11 protein-coding genes are annotated in these 16,562 nt (G+C 45.5%); 10 read left to right on the plus strand and 1 reads right to left on the minus strand.

The window, feature by feature from the left end:
* Nucleotides 1-10: 10 nt before the first annotated feature.
* From HG263_RS06895 to HG263_RS06940, 10 genes are all read left to right on the plus strand, one after another.
* Nucleotides 11-355, plus strand: coding sequence for a DUF1799 domain-containing protein (locus HG263_RS06895; RefSeq protein ID WP_171625335.1), 345 nt, complete (start codon nt 11-13; stop codon nt 353-355).
* A complete protein-coding gene (locus HG263_RS06900) occupies nt 309-3,248 on the plus strand; it encodes a tape measure protein (RefSeq protein WP_171625336.1) in 2,940 nt (979 codons plus the stop codon). Before HG263_RS06895 ends, HG263_RS06900 begins: the two co-directional genes overlap by 47 nt.
* Nucleotides 3,249-3,264: 16 nt before the next feature.
* On the plus strand, nt 3,265-4,233 hold the full coding sequence (locus tag HG263_RS06905; protein WP_171625337.1) for a hypothetical protein: 969 nt from the start codon (nt 3,265-3,267) through the stop codon (nt 4,231-4,233).
* 77 nt (nt 4,234-4,310) lie between these two features.
* Nucleotides 4,311-4,916, plus strand: a complete 606-nt coding sequence (locus HG263_RS06910; RefSeq protein WP_171625338.1) for a hypothetical protein — start codon at nt 4,311-4,313, stop codon at nt 4,914-4,916.
* A complete protein-coding gene (locus HG263_RS06915; RefSeq protein WP_171625339.1) occupies nt 4,916-5,503 on the plus strand; it encodes a hypothetical protein in 588 nt (195 codons plus the stop codon). Before HG263_RS06910 ends, HG263_RS06915 begins: the two co-directional genes overlap by 1 nt.
* The gene (locus HG263_RS06920; protein WP_171625340.1) at nt 5,484-5,885 is read left to right on the plus strand and encodes a DUF6950 family protein; all 402 of its coding nucleotides are present in this window, start codon (nt 5,484-5,486) and stop codon (nt 5,883-5,885) included. Before HG263_RS06915 ends, HG263_RS06920 begins: the two co-directional genes overlap by 20 nt.
* The gene (locus HG263_RS06925) at nt 5,878-10,107 is read left to right on the plus strand and encodes a phage tail protein (protein WP_171625341.1); all 4,230 of its coding nucleotides are present in this window, start codon (nt 5,878-5,880) and stop codon (nt 10,105-10,107) included. Before HG263_RS06920 ends, HG263_RS06925 begins: the two co-directional genes overlap by 8 nt.
* 2 nt (nt 10,108-10,109) lie before the next feature.
* Nucleotides 10,110-11,477 (plus strand): hypothetical protein, encoded by a 1,368-nt coding sequence (locus HG263_RS06930; RefSeq protein ID WP_171625342.1) that lies wholly within the window; start codon nt 10,110-10,112, stop codon nt 11,475-11,477.
* 12 nt (nt 11,478-11,489) lie between these two features.
* Entirely contained in the window at nt 11,490-14,204 is a 2,715-nt protein-coding gene (locus tag HG263_RS06935) for a hypothetical protein (RefSeq protein WP_171625343.1), read from the plus strand.
* A gap of 9 nt (nt 14,205-14,213) precedes the next feature.
* Complete coding sequence (locus tag HG263_RS06940) at nt 14,214-14,906, plus strand: DUF4376 domain-containing protein (RefSeq protein ID WP_171625344.1); 693 nt, start codon at nt 14,214-14,216, stop codon at nt 14,904-14,906.
* Nucleotides 14,907-15,229: 323 nt separating this feature from the next.
* Here HG263_RS06940 and HG263_RS22290 read toward each other — a convergent pair whose 3' ends face one another.
* Nucleotides 15,230-16,540 (minus strand): eCIS core domain-containing protein, encoded by a 1,311-nt coding sequence (locus HG263_RS22290; protein WP_246239896.1) that lies wholly within the window; start codon nt 16,538-16,540, stop codon nt 15,230-15,232.
* Nucleotides 16,541-16,562 lie beyond the last annotated feature (22 nt).

Raw genomic sequence — 16,562 nt, forward strand, 5'->3', positions numbered from 1 at the left:
TAGGTGGTTTTTGGGCGACCTAGCAGCAAGCAAAACCGTAGACGATGATTTGGCCCACTTTTGTGGGCCTATTACTAAGCCCAAAACACAAAATGAACTGTATGTATTGCCGCAGAACTGGCCTGCAGTGAATGCTCTCACTCTCGCCAGCTCGCAGTGGCAATACTGTAAAGAGGGTGTAGAAATAGGTTTAGATTACGCCAGAGCAGAAATAGCCTGGCGCTATGCAGAGCTTAAATTAACGCCCTCCGACTTTAACAAACTGCAGTTTTTAGAGCGCTCAATAATAACAATACAAAGGCAAGGCGATGAGCAAAGACTTGAATCTAGCGTTACGCTTGAAGTACGACGGTAAATCGGTAACATCGGGTACCGCACGCAATGTGCGAGATTTAAATCAATTGCCGGTTGCCATACGCAAACAAGTGGCTGCTAACGAGCGCCTAGGCGCAAGCCAAGCAACACTCATGCGCCAGCAAACATCTATTGGCCATCAACTCGGCATTTTGCAAAGCGGTTACAGCGGTTTGGTCAGTGCTATGTCGGGTGTTGTGGGTATCGGTACCGCCGCCATGTTTGTGCGCGACACGGGTAACGCCCAGTTACTTGATACGCGGTTAAAAGGGTTAACCAGCTCAGCGCGCGAATATAACGCGGTACAAAACTATCTATTTGCAACGGCCGATAGACTAAACACAAGTTACACCACACTCGCTGATTCATACTCCAAAATACTCAACTTGCAAGAAGCGGGTGTTGTAACCCAAAGCCAAGGTGTGCAAATTTTAGAAGGCTTTGCTAACGCTGCTGCAAAAACAGGTGCAGGTAATGAACAGTTAAAACAAAGCTTGTTTGGTATGACCCAAGGCATGACGGCAGGCGTACTGCGCGCTGAAGAGCTAAACCAAGTCACCGAACCGTTGCCTGGCTTAATGCAAAAGCTCGACAAAGCCTCAGGACAAGCTGCGGGTGGCTTTAGGCAAATGGTGAACGACGGCAAAGTCACAAGCCAAATGTTTAAGCGCTACCTCATCAAAGCGTTAAACGAGTATGCAGGCGCGGCCGAAGCTACCGAGGGCAAAATTAACGCAAGCTTTGCGGAAATGGGCAACGAGTACCAGCGCTTAATACGTGAGTATGAAAAGCCCGTAAACTTTGCTGTTACCAGCGTTGTAAGCGTACTTAAAAGCGCGATGGTTGAGCTACGTGAAAACAAGGGCTTGGTTGAGGGGCTAACCACATCGGCCACGGCGCTTGCCATTGTGATTGGCTCAAAATTGGTGGGTAGTGCTGCACAATCCGCCACTGTGTTTGCAAGCCAAGCTTTAGCTAAGAACAGAGCACTACAAGCGAGTTTAGCACTAGCAGCACAAGAACAACGCAGTGCGGTTATTCAACACAAAGCGGCGGTACAGGCGCAGCAATTTGCACAACATCAACTGAACGTTGCTCGTACTACAGAGCTAAGAAGCCGTGCAATTGCGCAATTAGCGATTGCAAACCAACGCGCCGTAGCAACGCAAGCAACACTCACAGCAGCTACAAACAATTACTCAGTGGCAGCAGCAAGGGCAAATGTTGTTACGCGCACACTGGCAAGTGGTATGGCGCTATTGGGTGGCCCCGCAGGCATTGCTGTTACGGCCGCTTTAGGTATTGCCTATTTTGCATCGCAAAGCGATGAAGCCAGTACGAGCACTAAAGAACTTAAAACCTACCTCTACGATTTAAGCGACGCGTTTGACTCGGTAAACAATGCCAACGCTCGTTCGCAGTTTAATACCGCCAAAAACAAAATAGCGAACTACACCACCAATATTGAAAACGCATATGAAAAGCTTAAAAGGTTCAAAACACTTGAGCAACAAGCAAGCTCCGACAAAAGTAAGTTTCACTACAAACAGCAAATAGCTGAGGTCGAACGCTACATTCAATCGCAATCTCAGCTACGCGCTGAAACAATGAAAACCGCCCAGGATATTGCAAATATTGGTAATAATCTCGAAAGCTTACCGTGGCAAAAGCTCAAAGAGCAAAGCAAGGAAGCAGTGGCAGAACTACCCGAAAACATCAAACGCTTACAAGTCAGTTTGCTCAGTGAAGAAGCGGCGCTTAAACACAGTTACAACAAACGCAAACAAATGGTTGAAACGGCCCGTGATAATGATGCGGCTAACACCAATAAATACAACGCGATTTTAAAGCAGCTTGCGGCTAAATATTCAGATGATTTAACGCAGCTTAAAGAGAAAAAAGAAGCCGAAAAAACACGTATACAAAACCAAGCCGAGCGAAAACGTAAAAACGACCAACGCGCAGCGCTTGAAAACCGCATTGCACAAGTTAAAGGCTTTGCGAACCGTGAAGCGCTAGAAGCGTACAATAGTACGTTGCAGGTTGAGCAAGCTCGGCAACAAGCGCGTATCGATGCAAAGCGGCGTTCACAAATTGGTTTAGCTGCGAATGACGATGCCGGTGAAATAAAATACAACACAGATAATGAGATTAGAGACTTAGAACGTCAGCAAGAATTGCTGGCTGCACAAGGGTACCAAAGCCAACGAGAAGCCGACGAAGCCGCGCACCAAGAGCGACTAATGCAAATTCGTACCCGCCACACTGGCCCACTGCAAGCCCAGTTACTTGAGTTTGCCAATTTCGAGAAAAAAACAGCGTTGGAGAAAACTAGTGCTGTAGTTGGACTCGGTGCGGCTGGGCTTAAAGCCATGGGAGAGCAGAGCAAAAAAGCATTTAAGATGTATAAAGCATTTGCTATCAGTCAGGCACTCATCAAAACATACGAATCAGCAACTAGTGCATACTCTGCACTTGCTTGGATTAAACCTATCGGCCCTGCTCTTGGTGCTGCGGCCGCAGCCGCTGCGGTTGCTATGGGTATGGCACAAGTTCGGCAGATTAAAGCCCAGCAACCAGCGGGTATTGCACACGGTGGTTTAGATTACGTACCAAACGAAAGCACCTACCTACTGCAACGTGGCGAGCGTGTTCTATCTCCCAAACAGAATATTGAGATCAGCGCCATGGCCCGCCATTACAATGCAGGCGAACGTCAAGGTACTGGCAATATCAGCTTTAACATTACCAACCAGATAATGGTGCAAGGCGGTGCGGATGAAGCCAGCTCTAATCGCGTTGGGCAAGATATAGGTAAGCAAATTACAGCGTTGATCATTAAAGACATTCAAGAGAATGGTGTTATTATCAAGTCAATTAGAAATGCGGCTTAATTTTACAAGGATAGCTATGGGTTTTGGGCTTATATTAGTATTAATAATCATAAGTACATTCATTTTTAAAGTGCTTCTAATCGTTAGCGAAAAGGCTAAACATGATCGTGTTTTGTTTTACTTGGCTTTAAGTATGTTGTTGCCATCAATGCTTTTATCGGCTTGGTATTTGAGAAGCTTTGGTATTAACTCATCAAACCTTAACTTTGATACATGGGTAAATGTTGCAACATTCTTTAATAATGCATTTAGCCCTATATTATTAGTTGCCACTATAGTGCTGCTTTACGCAACATGGAGATCTAGCGAAAGGGAGTTATCTATGATGAGAGCTTTGACTCTAAGTAACGAAATATTGAATAGATTGGAAAACATTTGCGAGAAGGTGAAGCAACGTTTGGAAAGTGAGCAGCTTGAACCTTTAGATGGTTTTCATATTGTCAAAAATAGACTAAAAAACAAGTTCAAGACTCATGCAAACAAACTTAAAAATACACCAAACGAAGAGGTTCAAAGAATTTTAAAGAGTCTCTCTCTGACGCCCTCGAATTTGAGAGAGTGCATCGAGAGAGAAGATGTCAACACTCAAGGTAAAAATAAAGGTTTTTCCTATGAAAATATCAATCACTTAAATGATTTAAATCACGCTATTCGTAATGAAATGAAAAAAGAGGCTATGTTTCACACCTCAAGAAACCGATATTTTTTTATCGTACTTGAAAGTCTTGCAGAGAATTGTGAACAATTACAATCACTTGATAAATTGAACAACGAGAATTCGGATTACTTGTCATCAGGTTACAGAGCGATTCGACTTGCCCTTGGAGATAAACTTTTGATGTTTTTGTATAATTATTATAAAGAGTCAATAGATATAAAAAACGAAGGCAGTAATCACTTATTAAAAGGAAGCCAGGGAAATATAGAAAAGCACCTAAAAAACTTAACTGAAAATTTGGAGACAAGTGCTACAAAAACTATGTAAACCACTTTCCACCCTCCCCTTAGCTCCATTTTTTTTTACACTCGCTCTAACGATTTGAACACGAGCGATGAGAAATAATGGAGCATTTGCCACTCCCTAAACCGCCGAAATCTTGTGTATTCAGACTGGTCCCCAATAGCCAGTTACACGTTAATAAAGCTAATAATGCAACAGAAGTATTCGACGACGAGGGCGCGTATTGGGAGTTTGAAATTGAGCTGAACAACGTGCCAGAAGCTGATGCGTTGGTGCTCGACGCGTTTTTAGCAAAACTGCGCGGCTCAGTCGGTGCGTTCCTAATGCATGACTATCGTTACGAGCAAACCGAGCTAACCACAAATGCCTATGTGAGTGGCTCGAATCAAGACGGCAATACATTGGCTGTTACTAACCTGCCAGCGGGCCAAATTTATGCTCGCGCTGGTTCTAAAATTCAAATTGGTGTTGGCGGTGCAGCTGAATTAAAAGTGCTGACCGAGGATGTTGTGCCAGCAAGTTACGGCGCAACAATGCTGCATTTTGAGTCGCCCATGCGTCGCATCCCTATGCATAACACCCCTGTTATTTTTTATAAGCCAGCGGGTGTATTTCGACTCGCTGACAACAAGCAAGGATTGGCCGATGCGCAGTATAAAAATGGCATTGTAACGAGCTGGCGCATCAAAGGGCGAGAGGCGTTTTAATGGAAGCGGTTAAACTCTCCCTTATTGATAAAATAGCCAACGGCAGAGCGCGCTACTTTGTACGTTTAAATTTGCCTGATGGCGATTTGCTATTACACACAGGTGTTGGCGAGCGCCGTTTTTTAGGTGGTACCTGGCATGGCTTAGGTGCACTTGGCCAAGTAAGCGAGATACCCGCCAACGACTCAAATACCGTTAGCAGCATTCGCCTGACGCTAACCACCCCAAACTCTGACATTTTGGGCGAAGTTGCCGCCAATGACCCTATCGGCTCACAGGTAGATATTTACCTCGTGAGTGTTGATGAGCATTACCGCGTTGACGAGTACCAGTTAATCGAGAGCGGCTTTATTGCTACGTGCGACACAGAGCGCGGTGCGCTGTCAAAAATAACTCTATCGGTTACGGGCGAGTCACAGCGATGGCAGCAGGCCCGTTTGCACCAACGTTGGAACGACTCAACACAAAAAGCACTTTACCCGGGAGATGAGTTTTTCTCAGAGCATGCATCAACGGTTGAGCATGTATTGCCCGATACACAACCAGGTAGGCGCGTGGGAGGTAACAGTGAAATCCGTCATCGCTAAGCTAGACGCCTATTTACAAAGCTGTGAGCACACTCCCTTTGAGTTGGGTGTGTTTGATTGTTGTTTGTTTGTAGCTGATTGGGTGAAGTATGTGCACGGCTTTGACCCTGCCCCAGAGCGTGGCACTTATACCACGTTTAAACAGGGTTTAAACATCATTAAACGTGACTTTAAACGCACCTTTGAAAGCCGTTTAAACGCAAAACCCAACTCTATAGGTTTTGCTACACGGGGCGATATTGCGCTGTGCAACTATGAGCGAGAATTGGTAGGTGGCATTATTGGCCTTGGTTGCGTGTATACCGTGTCTGATTATGGTGTAACAACCCTATCGCTTGATGCAGTCCGCTACGTTTACTCGTTGGGTGATATTCATGGGTAAGGTAGTTAAAGCCGTTGGTGATGCGGTTGAAAGTGTTTGGGATGCCACCGTTGGCGCGGTGTTTGACAAGTTATCGCCTAATATTGACCAGCCCGAGCAAGATACAGCCACGCTCGCTAAAGGGTTACAAAAAGGCATTGATAAACCGCGCCGCATAACATTCGGCCGCGACCGCGTTGGCGGTGTAATAGCGCACCAAGCCACCATAGAACGTGGCGAAAAAGAATTTATACAGCTCATTATTTTAATCAACGGTGCACCTATAGACGCGCTTGAAGATGTATATTTGGCCAACAAACCACTAAGCAACTATCCAAGTGACTCATACGACTACGAATTAGCAGATGGTCGTCATACTCAAGCTATCCCAAAAGCGGTGAAGCGCATGGCAGGCTGGACCGACAAACACGTGGGCAATGAGCAAGCCCATGTATACATAGAGTTTGAGAATAACCGTGATGTATTCCCCGATGGGATTAGCGACTGTGAGTTTTTAATACGTGGTGCTCGTGTTTGGGACCCACGCGACGCGAGCCAAAACCCAGACGATAAAAGTACCTGGAAGTGGTCACAAAATGCGGTGTTGTGCACGCTGCATTACGTGCGGTTCTACGGTGCGAACCACGTGCCAAATCAGCATTTACCACTCAATTGGTGGAAAGCGGCCGCAAACGTATGTGATGAGCAAGTACCCTACACCACCGCCAGCGGCCAAACTAAACATGAACCCCGCTACACCGTAGATGGCACATTTAGTTTTACATCCAAGCCCCTCGAAGTTTTGCAGCAGTTAGAGCGCAGTTTTGCGGGCAAAGTATTTAGGCAAATGGGCCAATGGTACGTGCGTGTTGGCGCATGGTATGGCAACCCGACATACACGGTCACTACTGCCGATATTCGCGGCGATGTGCAAATAAAATGGCATGCGGATTTACGCTCACGCGCCAATATAATGCGCGCTCAGTTTGTTGACCCAAATCAGCAGTATGAGCGCACAGACGCGCCGCCAGTGATAGCCGACGGGTATTTAGAAAAAGATGGCCAACAGCTAGAGCAAACAATAAACCTTCCATTCGTGCGCAGTAGCGCCACCGCGCAGCGCCTTGCAGCCATAGCCCTTGAACAAACAAGGCTCGGTGCAATAGAGCTGCCACTTAGACACGTTGGCCTACGTGCTGCGGTCGGTAGAACAATCAAAGTTAATATACCCGAGTATCACATAAACAATAAAACGTACCGCGTGGTTGGCCGTAAATTCAAAATTGACGGCGCGGTTACTTTAGAGTGTATCGAAGACAGCGCCGCGCTGTGGGAAGATGGTTTGGTGCCTGGCGTTAATGACTTAACACCAAACACCAACTATGTACCAGGACAGCTTAAACCAATCGAAACTCTAACCGCATCAGTACGCAGCGATGGCTACTATATGCTTACATGGAGTCATGACACGCCTGACGCAGTAATGCATTACACCGTTGATATTTACGTGATTGAGGGTGAGCAAAAACGCAGAATAGACAGGCAGCTCGTGAATTTTCAAACGGCATTGCTCTCAACGCTACAAGTGGGCGAATTTATTGCACAAGTGAAAGCCGTCAACGTGCGCGGTAAAGCCAGCGCCCCACACGCCATAGATTTTAAAATCGACATACCCCAACCACCGCAAGTGCTCGTTGATGTAAGTGACGTAAGCGTAACGCTTTCAGCAATATTGTTTGATAACACCCTAGGCACCAAAATCGAATGGCAATGGCTAGGTAGTGACGACGCGCCAGCAGAAAGCCCCATTGTGACATCTAACGTGTACACCAAAAATGGCCTGACTCCAAACACTACATACAAATATCAGTGCAGAGCCGTCAACAACGTGGGCGAAAGTGATTGGGTGGTACGTAGCGTAACCACCGAAGAAGCGGTAAAGCACATTAGGCTGTCTACCCTATCATTTGAGCTAACCCAAAGCCCGACGTGGACAGGCACAGGCATTGGCTGGACGCCTGCGAATCTATCTCACACTGTAAAAGCGGTACTGTATGACAAAGTAAGCAAAACCCTGCTTGCCTACCAAGCGTTTACTGTGACTTTGGATGACACCGTTGATGCACAAATATTCATTGAACAAACCGAAGACCGATTAAACAAAACAGAATTACCGTTTGAATTACTCATAGAAGAAAATGGCACCAGTTCTGTAACTGCCACGGTGTACTACGATGGTGAATCGGCCCGTCAAACATTTAGCGCAATCGGCGTAGGCCCAGGTGATTTAAAGGAAATAACCGAGCGTTTAGGTGAAATGGACGAACTTGCCGAATCGGTTTTAGAACAAGCATTAAATGCAGAGAATGTGTTTGATGCAGATTTAAAAAGTACGCTGCATTTAGAAGAAAAAACGGACATCACCAACGCCGTGATAAATGAAGCTGTTGCAGTACAAGCCAGTGAAAACGAGGTGATGGCAACTAAGATAAGCACGGTTAAATCTGAACTTGAAGAAAACAAAGCACAAATAACAGATGTAAGTCAGACCTTAGTTAATACTGAAAAAGCGTTAGCTACAAAGATAAGCACGGTTAAATCTGAAGTTGAGGATAGCAAAGCGCAAATTGTTGAGGTAAGCCAAACGCTTGCTACAGCAGAGCAAGCTATATCAGCGCAAATTACGCAGCTTTCTTCTACTGTGGAGGACAATCACGCAGAGATAACGACTTATTATATAACTAAAGCGGACTCAGAAAGTGCAGTGTCGCAAGCCAAAACAGAACTACAAAGCAAAGTGGCAAATAACTTAGCTTATCTGAATAACACCTTTTATACCGCAGCAACCACTGATGATGTTATTGCTTCTGAAACAAAGAAACTGCGTGCAGAGTATCAGGGTAACCATGCTGAAATAACTACTAACTATTACACAAAGAGTGCCGCGAATCAGGCTATTGCCGCTAAAGTAAACACTCTAAAGGCCCAAATCGGTGAAGACATTGCAGGGCTAAGTGAGGTGTATTTTACCAAAGTTGATAACGATGGCGCGTTGGCAAATTTTGTTCGTAATGTGAGTGTTACAACGGCTAGCGGCACAGCCAGCGTTTATAGCCATATGACAGCCCAAGCAAATAAACTTGGGCAGTTAGAGGGCCGTGTATCAATTGGCGTTGACGTAAATAACCAGATCACCGGTTTAGATATAACACCCGGGCGAATGCAGGTAAAAGCAGGCGTTTTTGAATTGTTGGATAACAGCAATAATCGCGCTGTGTATTTTGACTCTAGTGCTGGGCGTTATTCGTTCAAGGGGCATATTAACGCGACAAGCGGCTCATTTACGGGGCATGTTAATGCAACAAGCGGCTCTTTTTCTGGTTCTGTTTACGCAACAAACGGTACGTTCAAAGGTCGAGTTGAAGCTAGTAGCGGTTCATTCACAGGTCATATCAATGCTACAAGCGGGTCATTCTCAGGCAATATCTATGCGACTAGTGGGACTATAAATTCCGCAACGCTTCGTTCATGCACTTGGGATGCAGGCAATGGCAGCACGATTACCGCAAGCTCTGGTATGTTGGCTCTTCGACAAAATGGTGTAATCAATACTAGATTGCTAGCTAGTGGTGAGAGTTTTCACCGCAACATGTTTGTGTATAACAACGGTATATCTAATTCGACGGGTATTTACGTCAAATATCATAATTACGGTATTCAAGTAGACGCTGGAATATGGGCACTGTACGCACGTTCCGGTGAAATAGGCCCACACACCTCCGCGCATGAAACATTATTGCCAAAACAGTTAACCCCTGAGCCTGGCGATATCCTCTGTGATGATGAGTTAATGCACATTGCCAATATCTCCAACGCCATTTGTACAGCAAAGCTTTCAAGTTCACCGATGGATGTAACGGCTCGTGGAGTATACACCCGCCGCCGTACTCTCACAGACTCACAACCTGCTGGGTTAGTTGGCTTTGATGAATGGGAGCAGCTCGCGTATCTGTACGATGTGGCAAGCATCAACGCTGGCGGTGAAGGCGCTATGAACGTGTGCGGCGAAGGTGGCAACTTGCAAACAGGCGACCTGATTTGCTCAAGTTCAATGCACGGCAAAGGCATGCGCCAACCCACGCAAAGCGAAGAGCGGTATACAATCGCACAAGTGCGGCACAACGTCACATTCGACTCCCCCGACCAAGTGAAAATGGTCGCAGTAATCTACAAACGAGGTTAATCATGGCTTATTCCATAGGCACAATCTCAATACAACAAAACAACGCAATCATCACTGGCACAAACACGCTATTTGAGCGCGTAGCCAAAGCGCAGGTAGGCGATTTGCTCTACGTTAGAGCCAATCAGCAAGACATGATGTTACAAGTGGTTGAAGTGCAGAGCGATACTCAGTTAAAAGTTGCATTGCTTGATGGCCAGCCGTTTTTGCCCACGTTCAGTGCAAACGGCCTAGATTACGGTTTAGTGCAAAATTTTACTGCCACAACCACGGCTAAACTGGCAAAAGGTATTGCTGATTTACAAACCAAATGGCATCTGCGCGAGAGCCAGTTAACAGGCTGGTTTGCAAGCACCGATGACAGCTACTCAATCACCAATTTTTTAGGTGAGCAAACGGCGATTCCAACACCTACAAAAATTGCTGAGTTAGCACAGGTGGCCATGAATGCCAGTAGTGACCTGTCTACCATGGCGCAAGCTATCGAGGCGAACAAGCAAAGTTTGGCAACGGTTGAGCCGCGCATTGTTCACTTTGATAAGGCTTACCCGCTGGTTATCAGCGCCAGCAATAAAGTAACAACTAAGCACGATGAAGTGGTAACGGCACATAGTGACGTTATTGCGAAATCGAACGCGGTGGCAACTCAGGCGCAGCAAGTAAGCAATGCACAACAAGTCGTGTTTGAGCTAAAAGCAGATATAAAGCAAACCGCGCAACTAGTTGAGCTTGATAAAACCCACAGTCAAGCAGCAGCGGCTATTTGTGCAGCCGCGCAAGCACAAACACAAAGCGATGTACAAAGTGTTAGCGCAGATAAAACAGCGGTTGAACAGCTCAAGAGGGACCTACTTACGCTCAGCGATACGCTTAACAATTCGATGGCAAATGCGCAGCAGCAAATAGCAAGCCAAGCACAGCAAACACTAGCACAGGCAACGCAGGCGCAAGCTGGCATTGAAAGCGCCACAGTTGATGCTAAAAACGCGGTGGCACGCACAGCCAACACGTTTGCAAGGCAAACGGCATCGACAGAGCAAAGCACCCAGCGTCATGCATTTAATGCCATGAGTGCGAGCAATCAAGCGCTCATAACACACGATAAAGTGATGCAAGCCTCTGTAGATATCAATCATGATTTATCGCATTTTGCTCAACTTAAAGACTCAGTAATTGATGCCAATGCCGCAGTGCAAATATCAGCACAAGCCGTATCACTTGATGCGCTACACAGTAAAGCCAATGCCGCACTGAGCGCTTTGGGGGCCAGTATGCTAAGCGAGCAAAACGCCAAGCTTAATACTGCGCTTAATGGCTTACTAAACAACTCCCTGACGTCTAACCAAATCAACGAACTATTCCCTATTTAAAACGAGGCAATGATGAGTACAGAACTCAATAATGCGGTTACTGCATTGCAAAACGTAACAGACAAGCATGAGCAGCTAAATACACAATATCAAGGCACTCATGACGCCCTAGCTAGCAATACAAAAGCTATGATGGATTGGCAAACCCAAGCGGGTACAGTCGAGTTGACCGACCAAAACGGCAACAAACACCCAACGCCCACGCTAAAAACACTAGTTGAACAAGCGCAAAGCGTGAACCCTCACCCAGAGGTAATGAGCAAAGCCCAGTTTGATGCCCTGCGCCAAATGCGTAAACAGCAATATGCGGGTTCAGGGTTTGTAGAGTGGGGTAAGCATATACATAATTCACTGTGTGATTCTGTAAATGAAGGTCTTTGGACATGGCTTGACCGTAGTAACACCATTTCAATTGGGGTAGCTAGTTCCGATGTGGGCGGTCAAGGCATTGCAAGCACTAAAAAAGGGGTCGCTGTAATTGATGGTGTTATAACTCAACTTTCGCAAACTGCACACCCTCACTACGTTATGATGCTAGCACCTCCTGCTCCCGACGGTACCAAAACCTATGACTCAACAACAGGCACTGTAACCAAACATAGCAATGCAGAGGTGGCTTTTGCATCAGAGACTGACACCAATAAAGTCATCACCTCACGTAAAGACTTGGTGTTTTTAGAGTCATGGCATGAAAAAATTGCCGACAAAGATGTGGTTTACCCACTGGGCAACGTGCAATACGGCGCAAGTGGTTATCAAGATATACCACTGCTCAATAACTTGGTTGCACAAGGCTACTCAGCCTTTGGTGAGTGGGATGAAAATACCAAAGGTTATGGCGTTAAATGGTCAACACTCACCGATGAGCAAAAAGCCGTATTTTTAAGCGAGCCAGAGCATAATATTTACTTTGACCCAAAAGCCAAAGCGTATATTCAAGTTAGGTATAGAGTACGGGTCGTTGAGGGGCTTGGAGATAATTGGGCGCATTTGAATGATCAATCAGGGGCGAGTTCATTTGAGCGGTATTTGGGCTATGGCCGAGGTCAAACTGGTAATGTTGATTTTATCGCCCCGCGAGGAATTGCGAATTTTGTTGTTGATTGGGGAGCTGACTATCCGGTATTTGCAAACTCAAGTGGAACTTGGTTTGCATCAGATTCACCAAAGTGGGCTGAGAGTTCAACAGGCCAATTTTCTGTAGTGGTAAACGGAGGCAATGCGCATCCAAGTGCCGCCCATGATGGGAAGTGCCACGCAGTCCCAATCGCCTTAGTTCAACGCTTAAACCAAGGTGCATTCCACCCAGTTTATAATCCTATGGGTTGTAGAGCGTGGGCTGTGGTTGGAATCAGTCTTAATCTTAAATGGCACTCAAATGGAGTTGCTGGTTCAATTACATCTACATCACGTTGCTTTGAAGCACAAAATCTAGGGAGTGAGCCAACACCTACAGCACGTTCAGGGTATATAGGTGCAGAAGATGCTGAATCTGGCCGCCCAGACCAATACAAATACCACGATGCTATCTATGCTGGCCAAGTAGAAGATTTACGCCTAAATGCTAATAAACTAGATGTAAACCAACTGCGTGAAGACAGCATGCGTAAAGCTGTGGCGGGCACATTACGTGGAAGAGGCAAGCAACTATTTACACAATTTAAATCTTTGGATGCGTTTTATTTTAGTAGCTTCAACAATAATTCAAATGTTTACTTCCGAGTTAATAGTAATGGTCAGGGAGACCTAGTTGATTTTGAATCTATGGGGTTTCAAATTGGGGAGTCAGTCATGGTTTGGCAGCCTTCGACAGGATATGTTGGCTATGGCGCGTTAACTAATCATACAGGTCATTTAGCGTTACACCATTCACCAAATGCACTTGGTAAGCTTTCGGGGAGTTACACAAGCCACTTAAACCAACAGGAGCGATGTTACATTGCTCATGTTTTTGAGTTTGCAACGTTCGACTCACTCCCTTGGGTAGATATTATTGGAGACCCAGAACAGATTGCCGCGACTTTCCCAGATGGTGTAGTTGGACAGTGGATCCCAAAACTACCGACAGGGTTAACAGAAAGTTTTGCGGCAAATCGAAAAGTAACAGGTGCTCAGCATGGCGTATTGACGTTGGATAACGGTGCTTCTTGGGCTGTGACATCATCGACATTTAATAGCGTAAGAAATGACTTTACAAACAACATAGAAGCAAACCGCGTTCAGCTAATGCACTACGAGTCTCTTTCAAGTTTTACTGAATCAGAAACAAGCTCTAGTGTGTCAGGTTCTTTGGATGATGTATATTTCTCCGCAGATTATTCATTAACTCGAGGCAATCGGTTGATGGGCTCATTGTGTTCTACTGTGGGCAAGTCGGATCAAGCTTCAAAACGCTATGGTAATGTAAAAGCTATACAATCAGCTGTAGATAAAAGCGGTAAGGTAATCTCAAATGAGTACTCACCGACTCACAACGAACTAGGAATCGGTGCGCCTAGACATGATTCAGAGGCATTCAAAGCACTACCAACAGTTATAGAAAAAAATGGCTTACTCTGCCTGCAATTCCACGGCGCAGTGCTAAAACACAATGGTACGGATTGGGGCGATGATCAAACTATTCCAATTGTAGATGGTGAAAATGTTAAAACCGACCTTAACGGCAACACAGTAAAAGTATTTTGCCATCACACCCAATTTCCTATTGGTATCGCATATAACAACTAAGGCCTACTCATGACTGAACATACAATCGACGCAACTGAAATGCAAACATCTACAGTTACTTACGCTGACGTTGCCACTAAACAAATGCTTCGACATCCAGCCGAGCAAATCCAAGCCACGCTTGAGCAAGCAATTACACAAGAAGAAGCTGAACACACGCAAGCCCATGCACAGTGGCAAGCATCATTGGCTGATATTCAAGCGCAGATTGAACAGGCCCAAGCGCACAACGCTGCAAACCCTGACGAGCCTGTCGCGGTTCCCGAGTTGCCAGAAGAGCCTGTGATTGATATGGCAAAACGCCGCGCATGTTATGAAGTCAAAAACGTTGAGATAGATTTAGAGCTCACAACCGAAGCACAAGACGCGCACATTGTTTATGACGATGAAGCGTTGATTGCCTATCATCACCCCAAAACCATCGCCCACAACGCGGAACATATTGAAGCCGTAAAACGTGAGCGCTTCAAAGCACAACGCGCTGCAAATGTCGCAGCTATTACAGTTGCTGTTGATGATATGGTTTTTGATGGTGACGAAGTAAGTCAAAGTAGAATGGCAAGAGCTGTGTTATTAATGTCCGATACGGACACTCAGCTTTGGGTTTTAGCTAATAACGATATTGTTGAAGTAACTTGCGAGCAGTTGAAACAAGCTTGTGTTTTAGCTGCACAGAAACAATCGGAACTTTGGGTTGAATGATGGATTTAAAAGGCGTTTTAACATAATTTAGCGTTGTCTAAATTTAAACGCCTTTTTTTCTAATTTCGAACGCCGCATTACAGTAACTTATTGTTTTATAGTGCTCAGTAATGCTTGCCGAATGTAATCACCATAAATGATTATTTAAAGTTTTATTAAAAAAGCACAGCTCAAAGTTTAGTTAACTCTCGCGAAGCACACGCTTACATAGAGCAACTATAAACTATTGTAAAGCAATAAACCTGTAACAATATATGCTCATATATTGATCTGTTTTATGCGCTGACTAAAAGATGTAATCGGTAAACCAATTACATCGTTAACTAAAGTCTTGTTGTTTCAGTTGGTGCCGTTGGCTCTGGTTTTGGCCATGCTTTATCGTGTTGGTCCTTAGCTCTGACAGTTTTTGAAGCTGCGGTTGCTAATCCCGTTAAGCCGCCTACCGTATTCCCACCTACTAAGCTTGCTCCTCCTGATAAGGTTCCTGCGCCTACTTCGACCCAATGAGCAATTGCCGCTACTTTTTTCACAAAACCCAGTAGCTTTGGATAGTCTTGTGCGCCTGTTTGGCTGCTATTGATAAAATCAGCAATTGCAGTACAGATACTTCGGATAGACTTCGCCAAACCAAATACTAAGCTTATTGTCATTTTTACTGGATTACCACCCCCTATGATTGCACTGGCTATTGAGGCGCCGGCTTCAAATGTTCTTAATCCGTCCATAAGTGCAAAAGCCAACTTAGCTTTAACGCCGTCTGTTGGTTTTTTGTTACCTAAACATATCGTGGTCACTCCGCGTATAAACTTTGAAACCCCAACACAAACCGACAATATCCCGGGGATTGCTAAAGTGCCATGAGTCGCGGCTATTACAACCCCCCCTGCAACAGCTGTTAGCACACCTTCAGATATTAACAACAGGCCTTTTGTTTTTGGGCCTAGGCTAAATTGTTGGGCAGTATCTTGAAACTGAGTTACAACGACTTTGTTTCCATCAACGCACTTGCCATGTAGCTGAGCAGTGCCCTGTTTAGACTTTTGCCACAATTGATAACTATCTTGGCTCATCACTGAATAGTTAACACCGTCCATACCATCAATGGGTTTAAACTGCGCACTATGATTTTTGTTCAGTGGTTGAGCTTGCAATGTGGATGACGATTCGTAATGGTCATAATTTGGTGTTGAGCTTAAAGATGCGCGTTGCAACGCTTTATTGCCCATTACCGTTGCTTCATGTTCAAGCGCTGGGTTGTCGTTTACGTTTAGGCCATTAACAGAAGTCGTTGGCTTGACCCTGCCCTGTGCTTGCTGTACCACATGGCCCAATTCGTGAGGCAAGTGATGGGACTGCCCTGGCGCCAAATGAATATCACTACCTTGTGCATAAGCATGAGCTTGTACCGCGGCCGGTTTGCTGGAGTTATAGTGCACTTTGACGTGATCCAAACTCATGCCTGATAACGACTCCATGCCGGACTTCAGGTTATCAGGTAACCCTGTGTTATTGCTTTTTTGCCGTTGTACTGAATCTGGACGGTTATCAACTAATACGTTGGCCCCTTTGCGCTGCGCAGCTTGTTGTGTGCTTGAACTACCGCTGTTTTGATACTGCTGTTTGCTATTACTCATGTTGCTATCCTTACCTTGGCAC

It is taken from the genome of Pseudoalteromonas caenipelagi (assembly GCF_013140855.1).
Lineage (GTDB): Bacteria > Pseudomonadota > Gammaproteobacteria > Enterobacterales > Alteromonadaceae > Pseudoalteromonas > Pseudoalteromonas caenipelagi.